This window comes from Streptomyces sp. NPDC001903, assembly GCF_042891345.1.
GTDB lineage: Bacteria > Actinomycetota > Actinomycetes > Streptomycetales > Streptomycetaceae > Streptomyces.
In genome coordinates, this window is the sequence record NZ_JBIASZ010000003.1 from 609,601 (window position 1) to 626,239 (window position 16,639).

The window sequence follows — 16,639 nt, forward strand, 5'->3', positions numbered from 1 at the left end:
ACGCCCCCCCCCCCCCCCCCCCCCCCCCCCCCCCCCCCCCCCCCCCCCCCCCCCCCGGGGGGGCCCCGGGGGGGGGGGGGCCCCCCCCCCCCCCCCCCCCCCCTCCCGCGCGTTCGAGGAGGGGTCAGACCTCGATGATGATCTTTCCGGCCGTGCGGCCCGTCTGGCTGAGCTCGAAGGCCTCCGCGAGCTGCGACAGCGGGAACGTCTTGGCGACGGTGACCGTGAGCTGCCCGCCGTCGGCGAGCCGGCCCAGTTCGGCCAGCCCCTCGGCATCGGGCTTCACCCACATCCACTGGCCCCCCGCGCCGAGCACGGTGGGGTCGGCGATGGAGGCGTGCCGGCCGCCCTCCGCCAGGACCGCCTGGGTGACGTCGAGGACGCCGCCGACGAAGTCCGCGGCGACCGTGACCCCGTCGGGGGCCAGCGCGCGCACCCGGTCGACCAGGCCCTCCCCGTACTCGACGGGCTCGCAGCCGAGGGAGCGCAGCCGGTCGTGGTTGCGCGGGGAGGCGGTGCCGATGACCCGGGCGCCCAGCGCGCGGGCGATCTGCACGCCGAAGGATCCGACCCCGCCCGCGGCGCCGTGGATGAGGACGGTGTCGTCCTTGCCGGTGGCGAGCCGGGTGAGCAGCTGGTAGGCGGTGAGCCCGGCCAGCGGCAGGCCGGCCGCCTCCTGCCAGCTCAGCGAGGCGGGTTTGAGGGCGGCGGCACGCACCGGGACGCTGACGTACTCCGCGAAGGTCCCGCCGTGCACGTAGTCCTTGCGGGCGTAGGCCATGACCTCGTCGCCGGCGGCGAACTCGGGCACGTCGATGCCGACCCGTTCGACCGTCCCGGCGACGTCCCAGCCGGGGACGACCGGGTACATGACGTCCATCAGGGGGTCGAGCCCGCCCGCCATGATCTTCCAGTCGACGGGGTTGACCGAGGCGCACTTGACCCGGACGAGGATCTCGCCGGGGGCCAGCTTGGGCATCGGCAACTCGGTCTCGCTCAGCACCTCCGTCCCGCCGTACGTCTCGTACGCCATCGCCCGCATGGTGTCCTGGGACATCTACCCGACCTCTCCGTGTGCCCTGAGCGGTGAGCTGGGGAAGCAGCTCCTTCCCATCCCATCACGAAAGGCGGTGCCCGCCCCGAGAAGCGGGGCGGGCACGGCGCGGCGCGGGAGCCGGTGGTCTCACAGGGCCCGGTGCGCGGCGATCACCTCGGCGTAGCGGCGGCCGCTGGTCTTGACCGTGCGGCGCTGGGTGGCGTAGTCGACGCGGACCAGGCCGAAGCGCTTGTCGTAGCCGTAGGCCCACTCGAAGTTGTCCAGGAGGGACCAGGCGTAGTACCCGGCCAGCGGGGCCCCGCGGCGGGCGGCGCGGGCGCAGGCGGCGAGGTGCCCGGTCAGGTAGCGGGCGCGCTCGGGGTCGTGGACGCTGCCGTCGGCGGCGACGGTGTCCGCGTACGAGGAGCCGTTCTCGGTGACGTGGATGCGCCGGGCCCCGTACTCCTCGGTCAGCCGCATGAGCAGGGTCTCCAGGCCGTCCGCGTCCACCTCCCAGTCCATGCCGGTGCGCGGGACGCCGGGCCGGTCGATCTGGCGGGCGTACGGGGCGGGGCCTGCCGGGTCGGCGGTGACGGTCTGCGGGAAGTAGTAGTTCAGGCCGGTCCAGTCGAGCGGGGCGGCGATGGCGGCCAGGTCGCCGGGGCGTTCCGGGAGGTCCACGGCGTAGACCTCGCGCATGTCGGCGGGGAAGCCTCGGCCGTGGACGGGGTCGAGCCACCAGCGGTTGACGTGGCCGTCCATGCGCCGGGCCGCCGCCCGGTCGGCTTCGCCGTCGGTGGCGGGCTCGATGGTGGAGAGGTTGTTGACGATGCCGATGCGCGCGCCGGGGGCGGCGGCGCGTACGGCCTGGGTGGCGAGCCCGTGGCCGAGGAGCAGGTGGTACGAAGCCCGGACGGCGGCGGTCAGGTCGGTCCAGCCGGGGGCCATCCGGCCCTCCAGGTGGCCGATCCACGCCGAGCACAGGGGCTCGTTCAGGGTGGCCCACTGGGTGACCCGGTCGCCGAGGCGGTCGGCGACGAGCCCGGCGTACGCGGCGAAGTGCTCGGCGGTCGAGCGCTCGGGCCAGCCCCCGCGGTCCTGGAGGGCCTGGGGCAGGTCCCAGTGGTAGAGGGTGACGCAGGGGGCGATCCCGGCGTCGAGGAGGCCGTCGACGAGCCGGTCGTAGAAGGCGAGGCCCTTGGCGTTGGCCGGGCCGTCCCCGCCGGGGACCACGCGCGGCCAGGCGATGGACATCCGGTAGGCGTTGGTGCCGAGCTCCCGCATCAGGGCGATGTCCTCGCGCCAGCGGTGGTAGTGGTCGCAGGCGGTGTCGCCGGTGTGGCCGCCGTCGACGGCGCCGGGGGTGTGGGAGAAGGTGTCCCAGATGGAGGAGGCGCGACCGTCCTCGGCGACGGCGCCCTCGATCTGGTAGGCGGAGGTCGCGGTGCCCCAGGCGAACTCGGGGGGCAGGGCGGCGAGATCGATGCCGCCGGGTTCCGCGGCGGTGTCGGGGCGGGTTTCGGAAAGGGTCATTCGACGGCTCCTGCCGAAGGGGTCATTTGACGGCTCCCGCCGTGAGGCCGGCCACCAAGTACCGCTGGAGCAGCAGGAATCCGGCGACGACGGGGATGCTGACGACGAGCGAGGCGGCCATGATCTGGTTCCAGTAGACGTCGGTCTGCGTGGAGTAGCCCTGCAGTCCGACGGCGAGGGTGCGGGTGGTGTCGTTCGTCATGACGGAGGCGAAGAGCACCTCGCCCCAGGCCGTCATGAAGGCGTACACGGCGACGGCGACGATGCCCGGGACGGCCGCCGGGACCACGACCCGCAGCAGCGCGCCGAGCGGCCCGCAGCCGTCGACGGTGGCCGCCTCGTCGAGGTCGCGGGGCACCGAGTCGAAGTACCCGATGAGCATCCAGATGGAGAAGGGGAGGGAGAAGGTCAGGTACGTGAGGATCAGCGCGCCGCGGGAGCCGTAGAGGGCGATCCCGGTGGCGTTGCCGATGTTCACGAAGATCAGGAACAGCGGGAGGAGGAAGAGGATGCCGGGGAACATCTGGGTGGAGAGCACGGTGACGGTGAACAGGCGCTTGCCGCGGAAGCGGTGGCGGCTGACCGCGTAGGCCGCGAAGACGGCGATGACGACGGAGGCGGCGGTGGCCGCGCCCGCCACGATCAGGGAGTTCACGAAGTACCGGGCGAGCGGGACGGTGTGCCAGATGTCGGCGTAGGGGCGGACGGTGAGACCGCGGGGGATCCAGCGGAAGCGGCCCGAGACGTCCTGGAGCGGCTTGAGGGAGCTGGTGACCATGACGTAGACGGGCAGCAGCACGAATCCGGAGAGCAGGGTGAGGAAGACCGCGCGGATCACCCGGAAGGCGAGGGGCGGGGACAGCGGCGACGAGGGGCGGCCGCGGTGGTCAGCCATGTCCGTTCCTCCTTCCGCGGGTCGTGACGAGCAGGTATCCGGCGGTCACCAGCAGCAGGAAGAGCAGCAGCAGGACGGACATGGCCGACCCGGTGCCGAAGTTCCAGGTGACGAAGCTGGACTGGTAGATGTGGAGGGAGATCAGGTCGGCGGCCTCGGGGGCCGATTTGCCGAACAGCACGAACGGCGTGTTGAAGTCGTTGAAGGTCCACAGGAACAGCACCAGGACCAGCACCTGGTTGACCGCGCCGACCGAGGGCAGGGTGATCCGGCGGATCTGCTGCCAGATGCCGGCGCCGTCCAGCGCGGCGGCTTCGTACAGCTCGCCGGGGATGTTCTGGAGGGCGGCGGTCACGATGAGGAAGGCGAACGGCCAGCCCTTCCAGACGGAGACGGTCAGCAGGGCCCAGAAGCTGTTGTCGCCCAGCAGCCAGAAGGTGTGCTCGGCGCCGCCCAGGCCCAGTTGGTCGTGGAGGACGTGGTTCACCAGGCCGTTGTCCCGCTGGAACATGAACGCCCAGGTGATGACGGCCGCGTACACGGGCAGGGCGTACGGGACCAGGAACAGGGCGCGCAGGAGGCCTCGGCCGCGGAAGTGCTCCTGCATGAACACCGCCGCCGCGGTGCCCAGCAGCCAGCACAGGCCGACGGAGAGCAGGGTGAAGAGGCAGGTGGTGAGGAAGGAGCGCAGGAGGGCTTCGCCGACGGGCCGGTCGACGTCGAGGACGAGCTCGTAGTTGGCCCAGCCCGTCCAGGGGGCGCGGGACCAGTCGCGGATGAAGAACTGGGTCAGCCCCCGGAAGCTCATCAGGATGCCCATCACCATCGGGAGGAGGTGGATGAGCAGTTCGAGGAGCAGGGCGGGCAGGAGCAGGAGGTAGGGGAGGGAACTGCGGCGCAGGCGGGGGAGCTTGGGGCTCGTGAGGCTCTTGGTGCTCATCGGGCCGGACTCAGCTCGCCATCTGCTGCTGGGCCTTGGCGAGTTTGGCCTTCACCGACTCGGTGGTGACCGGGCGGCCCGCCGCGGCGTCGGCGAAGAGCTCCTTGACGGCGGTGCCGACGGCGGTCTCGAACTGGGACTCCTGCGGTACTTGCGGGAGGGGGGCGGCGCTGGTGCCCAGGGTGGTGCGGAGCACGCTGAGGTCGTCGGTGGCGAAGGCGGGGTCGCTCTGGGCGGCCTTGACGGGCGGGATGGAGCCGTAGGTCTTGTTGAGGATCCTCTGTTCCTCGTCGCTGGTCATGAACTGCACGAACTTCAGGGAGCCGTCGATGTTGTCGGTGTTCTTGAAGACGGCGAGGTTGATGCCGGCGACCATGGAGTTGGTGCCCCGGTCGGAGCCGGGTGTGCCGCCGGCGGGCACCGGGACCGGGGCCACTCCCCAGTCGCCCTCCTTCATGCCGTGGCTCTTGAAGGAGGAGGCGGCGCTCTGCCACAGGACCATGGCGGTCTTGCCGTTGGCGAAGTCCTGGAGCGACTGGTTCTGGGCGTACTCGGCGTTGCCCGGCGCGATGATCTTGTCCTTGGCCATCAGGTCGACGTACTGCTTGACGGCGTCGACGGCGCCCGGGGAGTCGAAGGAGGGCTTTCCGGCCGCGTCGAAGAAGTCCGCTCCGTGCTGCTTGGCGAGGACGAAGGCCTGATGGATGTTGTTGGAGAGGTTGCCGCCCTCGGCGCCGAGGGCCCACTTGCCGTCCTTGGACAGCAGCCGGCCGGTGGTGACCATCTCGTCCCACGTGGCCGGGGGCTTCGCTATGCCCGCCTCCTGGAACATCTTCTTGTTGTAGTAGAGCGCGTACGCCATGGAGTACAGGGGGACGGCGGCCGGGTCCTGGCCGGGGGCGCCCGCCGAGCCGACGGCCGATTCCACGAAGCGGTCCTTGCCGCCGATCGCCGCGAAGTTCCGGGCGTTCCACGGGAGCAGGGCGCCGGTGGCCTGGAGGGAGGAGGACCAGGTGTTGCCGATGTTGAGGACGTCGGGGCCCTGGCCGGAGGCGGTGGCGGCGAGGATCCGGTTGAGCAGGTCCGACCAGGGGACGACTTCGAGCTTGACCTTGATTCCGGTCCGCTCCTCGAACTTCTTCAGTTCCGGGGCGAGGGCCGCCTGGTCCGCCGCGAGGTCGGGGCCCTGGTTGGAGGCCCAGTACGTGAGCTCCTTGGGAGCGGTGTTGGAGCCGCCGCCGGTGTCCGCGGCGCCGCCTCCGCAGGCGGTGGCGGTGGCGGCGAGCAGGGAGGCGGTGACGGCGGCAGCGGCGGCTCGGGTTCTGCGCATGGCGGATCGGCCCCTTTCGGCAGGGTCGGGGGAAGGCCGGCGGGTGTTCTCGGCCCGGGCGGCGATGCTTCGGCGGTGACGCTTCGACGGTGATGCCCCGGCGGCGCCGGTCGCGTCGGAACCATCGCCCCAAGGCCTTAATTCAGGACGTGAGTTAAGCCTCGTGAAAGGGTCGCGTCAAGGGGTCCCGCAGGGGTATGTTGCGAGCGACGACAGGGCGGACGGCAGGACGGAAGGAGCCAGATGACCACAGGGCGTGGCGGCCGTACGGTGCGGGACCTGCGGCGCGGCAACCGCAGCGCCGTGCTCCAGCGGCTGTACTTCGGCGGGCCGATGAGCCGGCAGGAACTCGGGCCCGCCACCGGGCTGAGCTCCGGCTCCGTCAGCAACGTGGTCGGTGAACTCGTCGCGGACGGACTGCTGGAGGAGGCCGGTGTCGTCGACTCGGACGGCGGCCGGCCGCGCACCCTGCTGCGCGTGGCCCCCGGCAGCGCCCACATGATCGGGGTCGACGTCGGCGAAACCCGGGTCCGCGTCGAGCTGTTCGACCTGGCCCTGACCGAACTCGCCCGCACCGAGCTGCCCTTGCAGCCCCGCGGCTGCTACGACGTCGGCCCGATCGTGGACCACGTCCGGACCGGGATCACCACCGTCCTCGCGCAGGCCGGGGTCGGCACCGACCGGCTGCTGGGCGTGGGCGTCGGCGTACCCGGCATAGTGGACCGCGGGGCGCCGGGCGGAACCGTCGTCCACGGCCAGACCATCGGCTGGGACGCGGTCCCGCTGGAGGCGCTGCTGCGCGCGACGGGAGCCGTGCCGCCGGAGGTCCCGTACATCATCGACAACGGCGCGCGCACCCTCGGCCAGGCCGAGATGTGGTTCGGGGCGGGGCGCGGCGCCCGCGAGGCCGTCGTCGTCCTGTTCGGCTCGGGCGTGGGCGCGAGCCTGATCACGGACGGCTCGCCCGACGGGGGCACGACGGAGGGCACCCCGCTGGAGTGGGGGCACCTGACGGTCTCGGTGCGGGGACGGCGCTGCCGGTGCGGGGCGCTGGGCTGCCTGGAGGCGTACACGGGGGCGGAGTCCCTGCTGGCCCGCTGGGCGGAGCGCGGCGGCGGCCCCGCGGAGGCGGCGGACGAGGAGGAGGCCCTGTCGGCGCTGCTGGCGGCGGCGGTCGCGGCGGATCCGGTGGCCCTGGAGGTCCTGGAGGAGACCGCGGAGTACCTCGGCGCGGGCCTGTCGGACGTGATCAACCTGTTCCGGCCGGAGCGCATCCTGATCGGGGGCTGGGCCGGCCTGCTGCTGGGGCCGCACATCCTGCCCGCCGTACGGGAGCACGCGGCCCGGTACTCCCTGCGCCATCCCGCCGACCGCGTCACCATCGACCTGGGCTCCCTGGGCCCGGACGCGGTCACGGTCGGTGCGGCCACGCTCCCGCTGTCGGCGTTCTTCGCCACCGGCGGCCGCCCCGCACCCCGGCCGGCGCAGCCCGAACCCCCGGGCTGGCGGACCTCCCTCGACGTGCGCGCCGGATCGCCGGCCCGGCGGGGCTGAGCCTCAGGCGCCGCCGGCCGCCGCGTGCCGGGCGAGGGTGTCCAGGAAGGCCGTGGTGAGCGGGTCGGGGTGCGGGCGCGTGTAGCCGGCCAGCATCCGGCGCACCGGCGGCTCGGGACGCAGCACCCGGCCCGCGAAGCCGGACGGCACGACGCTCTCGGGTACCAGGGCCGGGCCGAGTCCGGTGGCGGCCAACAGCGGCGCCGCGGCGGTCTGTTCGGTCCGTACGGCGGCGCGCGGCCGGAAGCCGGCCGCCGCACACGCCTGGTCCACCACCTCGGCCAGGCCGTTGCCGGGGGCGTAGTGCACCCATGAGCGGTCCGCCAGGTCCGCGAGGGGCACCCGGTCCGGCGCCGGATCGTCGGCGGGGACGGCCAGGACGAACTCCTCCTCCCCCAACTCCCTTACGGGGCCGTCCCATGCGCGGGGCAGCGGACCGACGGCGAGGTCGGCGCGGCCCGCGGCCATCGCGGCGAGCAGCGCGTCGGCGTGCGGGAACTCCATGAGCCGGACGCGCACCTGCGGATGCCGCTCGTGCCAGGTGCGCAGCACCGGGAGCAGGATCCCGAGGGTGATCGAGTAGACGGCCGCGACCTGGATCTCGCCGCCGTCCAGACCGACGGCGCGGCGGGCGGCGGTACGGGCCCGTTCGGCGTCGGCGAGCGCCGCGCGGGCGTGCGGGAGCATCGCGCGACCCATCGGCGTCAGCCGGACCGCCCGCGGCAGCCGCTCCAGCAGCGGCCCGCCGGCATCCCGCTCCAGCGCGCGGACCTGGTGGGACAGAGCGGGCTGGGAGACGTGCAGCTGCTCGGCGGCCCGGGTGAAGGAGCCCGTGTCGACGATGGTGACGAGGTACTCGAGCTGCCGCAGGGTGGTCATGAGCAAATCTTATGGCAGTGGTAGAAACGATGTCTTGGACGTATGGGCTCCGTCGGATGGAGAGTCGTGGACGTACACGAGGCAGGACCTCGGAACTTCGACCCCAGGACATCCCATGACCACTGCTGCCCTCTTCCAGGACTCCCTCGACGGCAAGCGGATCGTCGTCGTCGGCGCCGGCTCGAACATCGGGCGCGCCCTGGCCCGTACGGCGTCGGAGGCCGGTGCCGAGCTCGTCCTCGCCGGGCCCGACGCGGACCGGCTGGCGGCGACGGCGGCCGCCCTGCCCGGAACGGCCCTCATCCGACCGACCGACCTCACCGACGAGGGCTCGATCGCCGCGCTCGCCGAAACCGCGGGCCGCGTCGACCACGTCGTCTCGACGGCCGCCGCCCCGGCCAACGGGCCCGTGTCCGGGCTCGTGCTCGCCGACGTCCAGCGGGCGTTCGCGGCCAAGGTGTTCGGGCCGCTGCTGCTCGCCAAGCACTTGGCCGGGCGGATGAGCGAGGGCGGGTCGTTCACCTTCTTCTCCGGCGTCGCGGCCTGGCGGCCCGCCCCGGAGCGGGTGGTCATGGCCACCACCAACGGAGCCCTGTCCTTCCTGGTGGAGGCGCTGGCCGTCGAGCTGGCACCGCTGCGGGTCAACGCCGTCTCCCCCGGCATCGTCGACTCCGGGGCGTGGGACCGGCTCGGCGGGGACAAGGAGGCGTTCCTGCGCGGGATCGCGGACCGCAACCCGGCCAGGAGGACCGGCACCCCGCAGGACGTGGTGCGGTCGGTGCTGTACGCGATCGCCAACCCGTTCGTGACCGGCACCGTGCTGCACGTGGACGGAGGCGCGCGCCTTGTCTGAGACCACCGCGTCCGGCTTCGAGGGCTGGTCGCCCGCGCTGCGGGCGGAGTTCGAGGCCTGCGCGTTCAACGGCCACGTCGGGCAGCGGCTGCTCAGCGAGACGGACCGGGTCCGGGTCTGGGAGATCCGGCTCGCACCGGGCGAACGGGTGCCGGCGCACCGGCACGTGCTCGACTACTTCTGGACGGCGGTGACGGCCGGCCGCGGCCGCCAGCACACCGCCGACGGCGCCACCCGCGAGGTCACGTACGAACAGGGCGAGACCCGCCATCTCACCTTCGGCCCGGGCGAGTTCCTCCTGCACGACCTGGAGAACATCGGCCCGCGCCCGCTCGTCTTCACGACGGTCGAGTTCACGAACGGCCCCAACGCCCCCCTTCCCCTCACCCCCGCCACAAGCCTCCCGGCGTGAACGGCGGGCCCGGTCAGACCGGAAAGGCGGCCTGAAAGGCCAGGCGCCGATCGGCGCCCTCGGCGATCCGGTCGAGCAGCGCGTCCAGGTCGAGGAAGACGGCCCACGGCTCGGCGCCCGCGGCCTCCGCGATCCGGCCGACCAGGAGGTCCTCCAGTTCGGGTACGCGCTTGCCCTTCCACACCTTGTCTGCGGTGCTCACCAGCAGCTCCTCGACGCTCACGCCGGGAGCCGCCCACATGGCATGGGTGGCGGCGAAGCGGGCCTGCTCCTCGCTGAAGCCGTGCGCGAGGAGCAGCTCCCTTCCGGCGGCCTCGTGCGCGGAGCCGGGCCCGCCGAGCTCGGCGGTGTGGACGGCCTTCCCCACGTCATGCGTGGCCGCGCCGAAGAGCACGGCCTCGCGGGCGAAGGGAAGGCCGGGGCAGTACGAGGCCAGCCAGTCGGCGATTCGGCCGGCCACGTCGTGGACGAGCCGCAGGTGCGCCGCCAGCCGGGGCGGGGCCGCCAGCTCGCGCAGCAACTCGCCCACCCCGGGGGCAACGCGCGCAGCGGAGGGTCCATGGGGGCGTCGAGGGCCCGGATCAGGGCAGCGGGGTCGGCCATCGCGCCAGGCTACCCGCGGCCCCGGCGCGTGGCGGGGTCACTCGTACTCCGTGCCTCCCTTGCGGGTGAGGTAGGCCGGGCTGACGGCCTTGGCTATGGCGCGACCCCCGACGACCGGGCTGTGGCGCTCCGTTGCCGGGCGGATCACCACGCCCTCGCGCAGGTGCGTGGAGCGGCCGGACACCGTCTCCCGGCCGCTCGCCAGCTCCAGCACCGTGTCGAGTGCGTACGGCCCCTCGAACAGCCGCGGCACGAGGGGCAGTTCACCGCCTTGCAGCAACTCCTGCGGATCCAGCCACCGCACCTGTCCGTCGATCTCCGCCGATACGTCGAAGACGGCGTATCCCGGCCCGGTGGCGGCCGTACGCGCGTCCGTTCCGTACGCCAGGTCCTGGACGCCCGCGCCGTACACCTCGCCGAACACGCCGATCCGGGTGGCGCCCAGCCGCTCGGCCAGCTTCGCGGCGACCTCCGGCACGCCGTGGCCGCGTACGGCCCGCCAGTACAGGTTGCGCTCGTCCTCCCGCAGGGCCAGCCCCTTCGAGCCGAAGCCCTTGGAGGAGACCAGCACCCGGCCCTCGTCGGCGAGGTACGTCAACAGGCAGGCCGTGCCGTGCAGTTTCTCGGTGAGGACGACCGGCTCGCCGGGCTCGAAGAGGTCCGGGTAGCGCTGGAGGTTCTCGATGTCCACCCACGGCAGCAGCTCGGGCGCCGCCTCCACCTCGCCGCTCATCGTCGTCGGGATCGGCGGCGCCCACTTGGTGATGCCGAGCAGCTCGGCGAAGTCCGTGCCCTCCTCGGCCGCCCGCGCCAGGTCCACATCGGCCAGCGCGCGCGGCCGGCACACCAGCCCCTGCGACAGCTCGCCGCGCAGCCGGACCGCCTTGACCCGGTCGGCGGAGCCTCCGGCGAGGCGGCCGGTCAGGCCGAGCTCCGCGATCAGGTCGGCGGGCAGCACGGCCTGTTCGGGGATGTAGAGCGCGAACTCACCGGTGCGGTAGGCGCCCTTGGCGACGACTGCACGGTAGAGGCCCACCTGCGCCAGTTCCAGCGCGTCGGCGTTCGGATGCTCGTGGACGGTCAGCTGTTCGACGGTGACCCGCAAGGTCGACATGTGCGCAACTCCTCGGACGGGATTGACGGATGGACGGACGGAGGAACGGGTGGACGGATGGAGAACGGGTGGACGGATGCCGTGACCCGGGTCCACTGTGCGGCCCGGCATTTCCGCTGGTCCAGCCGAAATCCCGGTGTTAGCCTGACGCGCCCCCGCCCCCGCCCCCGCCGCCCCGCTACCCCGCCCTGGAGGTCCCCGTGCCACGTCGTCCGGTCACCGTCGTCACCGGAGGCAGCAGGGGCATCGGCGCCGCGACCTGCCTGCGCCTGGCCGCGGACGGCCATGACGTGGTGCTCGGCTACCTCCGCGACGAAGCGGCCGCCGAGGCGGTCGCGCAGCGCGTACGGGCGGCCGGCGCACGCTGTCTGACCGTCAGCGGGGACACCTCCGACGAGTGCGGGGTGGAGCGGCTCTTCGACATCGCCGGGGCCGAGTTCGGCGCGGTGACCGGGCTGGTGAACAACGCCGGGGTGACCGGCCCGCTCGGCCGGCTCGCGGACACCGCGACCGAGGACCTGCGGCGCGTGGTCGAGGTCAACCTGCTCGGGTACCTGCTGTGCTGCCGCCGCGCCGCCCGGGACATGGCGGGGACGGGCGGCGGGGCCATCGTGAACGTGTCCTCGGCCGCCGCCACGCTCGGCAGTCCCGGCGACTACGTCCACTACGCGGCGACCAAGGCCGCCACCGACGCCCTGACGGTCGGGCTGGCCAAGGAGCTCGGCCCGGACGGGATCCGGGTCAACGCGGTGGCGCCCGGCATCATCGAGACCGACATGCACGCCGCGATGGGCGACCCGGGGCGGCCGGCCCGGGCGGCGGCCGGGATCCCGCTCGGACGGGCCGGGCAGCCGGAGGAGGTCGCCGGGGCCGTGGCGTGGCTGCTCTCCCCGGACGCCTCGTACACGACGGGCGCCGTCCTGCGGGTCTCGGGCGGGCGCTGACGCGGGGCCTGCGTCGCCCGAGGGGTCAGCCTCCGAACGCCGCCCGCGTGGCCGGGCCGTAGACCCCGGGCTGGTCGCCCTTGATGTCCCGGTCGCGCTGGAGCTGGGCGACCCCGCGCTTGGTCTGGCTGTCGTACTCGCCGGTGACCGAGACGTACGTGAACCCCTGGCCGTAGAGCCGCTCCTGCAGGGCGCGCACCTCTGGCCCTCGGTCGCCCATCCTCAGCGTCCCGGAACCCCCCGGGGACGCCGCCCCGGACGGTCCGCTCGGCGGCGCCGACTTGGGGGTCTGGCCCGCGGACGGCCCCGTCGATCCCGGTGCCGGTCCCGACGGGGAGGAGGCCGCCGAGGGCGCGGAGGCCCGTACGGACCCTGCCGGCGAGGGCTCGGCTCCGGACCCGGCACCGGGGCTGCGCGCCGGCAGCACCGGAAGGGACAACTCCGGCGGCTTCACCGCCCGTCGGGGCTCCGGGTCGGGCCCGCCGAGCAGGAACACCAGCGCGCCGGCCGCGGCGAGGGCGAGCAGCGCCAGGGCCGGCAGCGGGGCCCGGCTCCCGCGCTCCGTGGCGGTGGCGGCGGTCGGCCGCGCCCCGGAGGCGGACTCGGGGCCGGGGCCGGGGTCGGCATCGCCCCGCGTTTCGGGCGCGCGGAAGGACACCGGGACGGGCCCGGTGTGGGGCCAGGCGGGCGTCGTCGAGCGGGACGGCCGCCCGGAGGGGGCCACGTAGGGACGCACGAGCAGGCGGTCGTCGGGCGCGTCCGCGCTCTCGTCGAAGTGGTGGGACACGGTTGTCTCCCGGCGGGGGTGGGGGCCGGCGCGGCGGTGCGGTGTCGGCCCCCACCCCGCCGGTCAGGCCCTGCGCCGCCGCGCGACCAGGACCGTGCCCGTGGCGGCGCCCGGCTGAAGGGCGCCTCGGGTTGTCATGGGGTCAAGCGAATCGCGGACCGGTACGAACATATGAGATATCTCCGAAGTGCAGCTCATGCGGTGGTTCTTGAGTGCTTGATCGGCGCACTCTTTCCTCCCGCGATGGCCCCGGTCAAGCCAGGTGTCCGAACTGCCCCATCCGTCCGTTCCGCTTCTCGGTCCCGGTAGCCCTCGGCATCCGTACCGTGACGATGAGGGGCCCTGCCGGCGCGGCGGCCGCGGGCGGCTCCGATGCCGGGCGCGGTGCCGGCTGCGGCCGACTCCGCCGCAGCGTCACCCGGACGCGTGAGCGCGGGCCTGCGAGCGGCCCGCGGTGCGGCATGGTGGTCGGATGCAGTTACGCCGGGCCCTGCCCCTGTCCCTCGTCGCGCTGCTCGCGAGCACCGGCTGCGTCTGCGTGGGCCCGGAGGCCGTTCCGGCTCCGGCTCCGGCGCGCGGTTCCTCGGCCGCCGAGGACGCGCGGGACACGGCCGAGGAGTCGCCCGCCCCCGACCTGCCGCCGGCTCCCCCGGAATCCCTGCCCCTGCCGCTCGGGCGGCTCCCCGAGCCGCCGGCCCCGCCGCCGGTCCGGGCCGCCCCGGAGCGGCCGCCCGCCGTACGCGGCGGGAAACCGCCGGCGGCGCCCCGGCGGGCGCGTCCGCCCAAGCCCGCGCCGCCGCACACACCGCGGCAGCCGGCCCCGCCCCGGCTGCCCCGTCCCGACGAGCTGTGCGCGGCCGCCGAGGGGGCCGTACCGCCCTCCATCGTGGATCTCTGCATCCGGCAATATGGCCGCTGACCGGCAGACATCGCTCAGGACTTGACCCTCCCCCCGTGTCAGGGCCTGCACTGGAGGACGTCATGTTCACCATCGGAGACTTCGCCAAGCACGGCCGGGTATCGGTCCGCATGCTGCGCCACTACGACGCCATCGGACTGCTGCACCCGGCACGTGTCGACCCCGCCACCGGCTACCGCCACTACGAGGCCGGGCAACTCGCCCGCCTCAACCGTGTCATCGCGCTCAAGGAGCTCGGCTTCAGCCTGGACCAGGTGGGGTCGATCCTCGACGAGCGGCTGGGCGCGCAGGAGTTGCGCGGCATGCTGCGGCTGCGCAGGGCGGAGCTGGAGTCGGCCATGGCCGCCGCGGCGGCCCGGCTGACCCAGGTCGAGACGAGGCTCCGGACCATCGAGAGCGAGGGATCCATGTCCACCGTCGACATCGTCGTCAAAAGCCTCCCGCCCGTCCGGCTCGTCGAGCTGACCGGGGTGGCGGGCAGCTACGAGCCGCAGGACATCGGGCCGGTCATCGGCCCGCTCTACGACGAGCTCTGCAACCGGATCGAAGCCGCCGGGGTGGTCCCGACCGGCCCGGGGATCGCGTACTACGAGGACGCACCGGGCGCGGAGGCCGGCGCCGTCCTCGTCCATGCCGGACTGCCGGTGGGGGCCTCGGTGCGCGCCGAGGCCCTCGGAGGCGCGGTACGGGTGGTCGAGCTGCCCGCGGTCGAGCGGGCGGCGACCGTGGTGCACCGGGGCTCGATGGACGGCATCCTGCCCACCGCCCAGGCGCTCGCGCACTGGATCGACGCGAACGGCCACCCTCGGCGGGCTACGCCCGCGAGCTGACCCTGGCCTGCCCGGAGGACCGCACCCAGTGGGTCACGGAACTCCAGGAACCCCTCGCACCGGGCATCTGACGCGGCGAGGGAGGCGTCACCCTGCGGGCTGACGCCGCTGACCGTGCAGCCCACCGCCGTCCTGCCGGCACATCAGCCGGCGGGACGGCGCAGGCAGGTGAGGGCGGAGGCGCCGGCGCGGCGGCGGGCGGTGCGCAGGCGGCGCATCGTGGCGTGGCCGCGGCGGCGCCATTCGGCTCGCGGGAGGCCCGCCCGCTGGCCGCCGCCCGTGATGAGGGCGTTGACCGGGGCGTGCGGGTCGGCGGCGATGCCCTTGGCCACCAGGACCCCGACCACGAGCGGGACCAGGGCCACGGCCAGGGCGGAGCCAGCGGTGGTCACGTGCTGCATGCGGCGCGGGCGGGCGGCGGCGTCGGTGGTCATGCCCCCATTCGACCAGCGGCGGTGCCGCCGGGAATCGGGGCGGATACTCAGGTCGTTGGGTGTGAGGTACTCAGACCGCACGAGGGAGGGTGGTGGGCCGTGGACGCGTCCTTCGAGCCCGCGACCGGCGACGGGCCGGAGCGGCCCGCCACGGCGGCGCGGGAGGCCGAGGTCCGCACGGCGTACGAGGGCCTGCTGCAGATCCGCCGCCTCGTGAACGGCCGGGCGGGGACGGCGGTTCCCGCCCCCTGGGAGCTGCGGCGGATGCCGCGCGCGGTGGCCCTCGTACTCGAGGCCGCGGGCATCCCTCCTTCGGCGGTGGACGCGGAAGGCCGTCGTACGCGGACGGGGTACCGGGTGGCTCCCGAGCCGTCCGCGAGCGGAACGGTGGAGGTGGCCTGGCTGGGGCCGCCGGGTGGGGGCGCGGCCGAGGCGGAGCAGGAGCGGCTGACGGCCTGCGCCGCCGCGCTCGAACCCCTCGGCTGGGGCTGCCTGCTCTACCGGGGCCCGCGCCGACGCCGGTTCCTGGAGGTGGAGCCGCCGCGCTGACCGGGATCCGGGAAGGAAATGCGGTTTCCGGATTCCCGCCGCGCCGGGCAGACTCGCCCGATGGGCATGCTCGACGCAGTGGCGGACCGCATCGGCCGGGGCGAGACCGTGGAGTTCCGGCCGACCGGCGACTCGATGGTGCCGCTGATCCACAGCAGGCAGCGGGTCCTTGTCGCCCCGGTCGACCCGGCGCTCGTCGCGCCCGGCGACATCGTCCTGGCCCGGGTCTCCGGCACGGTGTACCTGCACCTGGTCTCGGCGGTGGACGCCCCGCGCCGCCGCGTGCAGATCGCCGACAACCGGGGCCGGATCAACGGCTGGACCGGCCGTGACCGCGTCCTCGGGATCTGCCTCGCCGTGGACGGCGCACCCCGTGCGGGCGCGGCGGCCAAGGTCCGCAGCCGAAGGCCGGCGCTGCCCGCGGTGACCGCCGGTCCGCTCACCACCGGCCGGCTGCAACTCCTCCCCCTGCGCGTGGAGCACGCCGCGGAGATGGCCTCCGTACTGGGCGATCCCGTACTGCACACGTTCATCGGCGGTGCCCCGCTGTCGGCCGGTGCGCTGCGCGAGCGGTACGCCCGGCTGGCGGCCGGATCCCCCGACCCCGCCGTCGTGTGGTGCAACTGGGTGCTGCGGCTGCGCGGGGAGGGCCGGCTGGTGGGGACGGTACAGGCCACCGTCACCCCCGCGCGGGACACGGCCGAGCTGGCCTGGGTGACCGGAACCCCCTGGCAGGGCCGGGGCTTCGCCACCGAGGCGGCCCGGGCCGTCACGGCATGGCTGGCGGATCTCCCCGTCGGACTGCTGGTCGCGCACGTCCACCCGGACCACCACGCCTCGGCAGCGGTCGCCGCGGCCTGCGGCTTCGCACCGACCCCGCACCGCGAGGACGGCGAGATCCGCTGGGAGCACCGCCCGACGGCCTAGGGGGTGTCCGCAAAGTCCCGCCTGCCCCGCGGCGCCCGGCACGCGCTCTCGGCGCACCGGACGAAATCCCGAGTACGTCCAGTACACGGGCTTCCGCCCG

General features: G+C 74.2%; 17 protein-coding genes and 1 pseudogene. 8 read left to right on the plus strand and 10 right to left on the minus strand.

The window, feature by feature from the left end; all coding sequences use genetic code 11:
• Positions 1-124 precede the first annotated feature (124 nt).
• From ACFYZS_RS09495 to ACFYZS_RS09515, 5 genes are all read right to left on the minus strand, one after another.
• Positions 125-1,042, minus strand: coding sequence for an NADP-dependent oxidoreductase (locus ACFYZS_RS09495; RefSeq protein WP_389008859.1), 918 nt, complete (start codon positions 1,040-1,042; stop codon positions 125-127).
• A 141-nt stretch (positions 1,043-1,183) separates the two neighbouring features.
• On the minus strand, positions 1,184-2,569 hold the full coding sequence (locus tag ACFYZS_RS09500) for a GH1 family beta-glucosidase (protein ID WP_389008736.1): 1,386 nt from the start codon (positions 2,567-2,569) through the stop codon (positions 1,184-1,186).
• Positions 2,570-2,591: 22 nt separating this feature from the next.
• Positions 2,592-3,464: a carbohydrate ABC transporter permease gene (locus tag ACFYZS_RS09505; protein ID WP_389008738.1), complete on the minus strand. Its 873-nt coding sequence runs from the start codon at positions 3,462-3,464 to the stop codon at positions 2,592-2,594.
• Complete coding sequence (locus ACFYZS_RS09510; protein ID WP_389008741.1) at positions 3,457-4,404, minus strand: carbohydrate ABC transporter permease; 948 nt, start codon at positions 4,402-4,404, stop codon at positions 3,457-3,459. The genes ACFYZS_RS09505 and ACFYZS_RS09510 overlap by 8 nt, the downstream gene beginning before the upstream one ends.
• A 10-nt stretch (positions 4,405-4,414) precedes the next feature.
• Positions 4,415-5,734, minus strand: a complete 1,320-nt coding sequence (locus ACFYZS_RS09515) for an ABC transporter substrate-binding protein (RefSeq protein ID WP_389008744.1) — start codon at positions 5,732-5,734, stop codon at positions 4,415-4,417.
• 243 nt (positions 5,735-5,977) lie between these two features.
• On the opposite strand from ACFYZS_RS09515, the gene ACFYZS_RS09520 reads away from it, so the two are divergent.
• Positions 5,978-7,288 carry an ROK family protein gene (locus ACFYZS_RS09520; protein ID WP_389008747.1) on the plus strand — a complete coding sequence of 437 codons (1,311 nt, stop codon included), beginning with the start codon at positions 5,978-5,980 and terminating at the stop codon, positions 7,286-7,288.
• 3 nt (positions 7,289-7,291) lie between these two features.
• Here ACFYZS_RS09520 and ACFYZS_RS09525 read toward each other — a convergent pair whose 3' ends face one another.
• Positions 7,292-8,167, minus strand: coding sequence for a LysR family transcriptional regulator (locus ACFYZS_RS09525; RefSeq protein ID WP_389008750.1), 876 nt, complete (start codon positions 8,165-8,167; stop codon positions 7,292-7,294).
• 115 nt (positions 8,168-8,282) lie between these two features.
• Here ACFYZS_RS09525 and ACFYZS_RS09530 point away from each other — a divergent pair, with 115 nt between their 5' ends.
• Together ACFYZS_RS09530 and ACFYZS_RS09535 are read left to right on the plus strand one after the other, a co-directional pair.
• Entirely contained in the window at positions 8,283-9,020 is a 738-nt protein-coding gene (locus ACFYZS_RS09530) for an SDR family oxidoreductase (RefSeq protein ID WP_389008752.1), read from the plus strand.
• A complete protein-coding gene (locus ACFYZS_RS09535; RefSeq protein ID WP_389008754.1) occupies positions 9,013-9,432 on the plus strand; it encodes a hypothetical protein in 420 nt (139 codons plus the stop codon). The genes ACFYZS_RS09530 and ACFYZS_RS09535 overlap by 8 nt, the downstream gene beginning before the upstream one ends.
• 13 nt (positions 9,433-9,445) lie before the next feature.
• Here ACFYZS_RS09535 and ACFYZS_RS09540 read toward each other — a convergent pair whose 3' ends face one another.
• Positions 9,446-9,961: an HD domain-containing protein gene (locus tag ACFYZS_RS09540; protein WP_389008757.1), complete on the minus strand. Its 516-nt coding sequence runs from the start codon at positions 9,959-9,961 to the stop codon at positions 9,446-9,448.
• A 111-nt stretch (positions 9,962-10,072) separates the two neighbouring features.
• The gene (locus tag ACFYZS_RS09545) at positions 10,073-11,149 is read right to left on the minus strand and encodes an RNA ligase (ATP) (RefSeq protein WP_389008759.1); all 1,077 of its coding nucleotides are present in this window, start codon (positions 11,147-11,149) and stop codon (positions 10,073-10,075) included.
• A gap of 200 nt (positions 11,150-11,349) precedes the next feature.
• Between ACFYZS_RS09545 and ACFYZS_RS09550 the strand changes: the two genes are divergently transcribed.
• Positions 11,350-12,093: an SDR family NAD(P)-dependent oxidoreductase gene (locus ACFYZS_RS09550; protein WP_389008762.1), complete on the plus strand. Its 744-nt coding sequence runs from the start codon at positions 11,350-11,352 to the stop codon at positions 12,091-12,093.
• Positions 12,094-12,118: 25 nt separating this feature from the next.
• Here ACFYZS_RS09550 and ACFYZS_RS09555 read toward each other — a convergent pair whose 3' ends face one another.
• Complete coding sequence (locus ACFYZS_RS09555) at positions 12,119-12,880, minus strand: peptidoglycan-binding protein (RefSeq protein ID WP_389008765.1); 762 nt, start codon at positions 12,878-12,880, stop codon at positions 12,119-12,121.
• 472 nt (positions 12,881-13,352) lie between these two features.
• Here ACFYZS_RS09555 and ACFYZS_RS09560 point away from each other — a divergent pair, with 472 nt between their 5' ends.
• Both ACFYZS_RS09560 and ACFYZS_RS09565 read left to right on the plus strand, forming a co-directional pair.
• Positions 13,353-13,799, plus strand: coding sequence for a hypothetical protein (locus ACFYZS_RS09560; RefSeq protein ID WP_389008768.1), 447 nt, complete (start codon positions 13,353-13,355; stop codon positions 13,797-13,799).
• Positions 13,800-13,861: 62 nt separating this feature from the next.
• Positions 13,862-14,700, plus strand: a pseudogene (locus tag ACFYZS_RS09565) (MerR family transcriptional regulator).
• A gap of 72 nt (positions 14,701-14,772) precedes the next feature.
• Here ACFYZS_RS09565 and ACFYZS_RS09570 read toward each other — a convergent pair.
• A complete protein-coding gene (locus ACFYZS_RS09570) occupies positions 14,773-15,063 on the minus strand; it encodes a hypothetical protein (protein WP_389008771.1) in 291 nt (96 codons plus the stop codon).
• A 99-nt stretch (positions 15,064-15,162) separates the two neighbouring features.
• Between ACFYZS_RS09570 and ACFYZS_RS09575 the strand changes: the two genes are divergently transcribed.
• Both ACFYZS_RS09575 and ACFYZS_RS09580 read left to right on the plus strand, forming a co-directional pair.
• A complete protein-coding gene (locus ACFYZS_RS09575) occupies positions 15,163-15,612 on the plus strand; it encodes a hypothetical protein (protein WP_389008774.1) in 450 nt (149 codons plus the stop codon).
• A gap of 414 nt (positions 15,613-16,026) precedes the next feature.
• On the plus strand, positions 16,027-16,539 hold the full coding sequence (locus ACFYZS_RS09580) for a GNAT family N-acetyltransferase (RefSeq protein ID WP_389008862.1): 513 nt from the start codon (positions 16,027-16,029) through the stop codon (positions 16,537-16,539).
• Positions 16,540-16,639 lie beyond the last annotated feature (100 nt).

What these genes read in the sequence shown, in the direction of transcription:
- ACFYZS_RS09560 (WP_389008768.1), top strand. Translation starts at nt 13,353, where the DNA reads ATGCAGTTACGCCGGGCCCTGCCCCTGTCCCTCGTCGCGCTGCTCGCG.
- ACFYZS_RS09545 (WP_389008759.1), bottom strand. Translation starts at nt 11,149, where the DNA reads ATGTCGACCTTGCGGGTCACCGTCGAACAGCTGACCGTCCACGAGCAT.
- ACFYZS_RS09510 (WP_389008741.1), bottom strand. Translation starts at nt 4,404, where the DNA reads ATGAGCACCAAGAGCCTCACGAGCCCCAAGCTCCCCCGCCTGCGCCGC.
- ACFYZS_RS09520 (WP_389008747.1), top strand. Translation starts at nt 5,978, where the DNA reads ATGACCACAGGGCGTGGCGGCCGTACGGTGCGGGACCTGCGGCGCGGC.
- ACFYZS_RS09505 (WP_389008738.1), bottom strand. Translation starts at nt 3,464, where the DNA reads ATGGCTGACCACCGCGGCCGCCCCTCGTCGCCGCTGTCCCCGCCCCTC.
- ACFYZS_RS09525 (WP_389008750.1), bottom strand. Translation starts at nt 8,167, where the DNA reads ATGACCACCCTGCGGCAGCTCGAGTACCTCGTCACCATCGTCGACACG.
- ACFYZS_RS09500 (WP_389008736.1), bottom strand. Translation starts at nt 2,569, where the DNA reads ATGACCCTTTCCGAAACCCGCCCCGACACCGCCGCGGAACCCGGCGGC.
- ACFYZS_RS09530 (WP_389008752.1), top strand. Translation starts at nt 8,283, where the DNA reads ATGACCACTGCTGCCCTCTTCCAGGACTCCCTCGACGGCAAGCGGATC.
- ACFYZS_RS09495 (WP_389008859.1), bottom strand. Translation starts at nt 1,042, where the DNA reads ATGCGGGCGATGGCGTACGAGACGTACGGCGGGACGGAGGTGCTGAGC.
- ACFYZS_RS09570 (WP_389008771.1), bottom strand. Translation starts at nt 15,063, where the DNA reads ATGACCACCGACGCCGCCGCCCGCCCGCGCCGCATGCAGCACGTGACC.
- ACFYZS_RS09515 (WP_389008744.1), bottom strand. Translation starts at nt 5,734, where the DNA reads ATGCGCAGAACCCGAGCCGCCGCTGCCGCCGTCACCGCCTCCCTGCTC.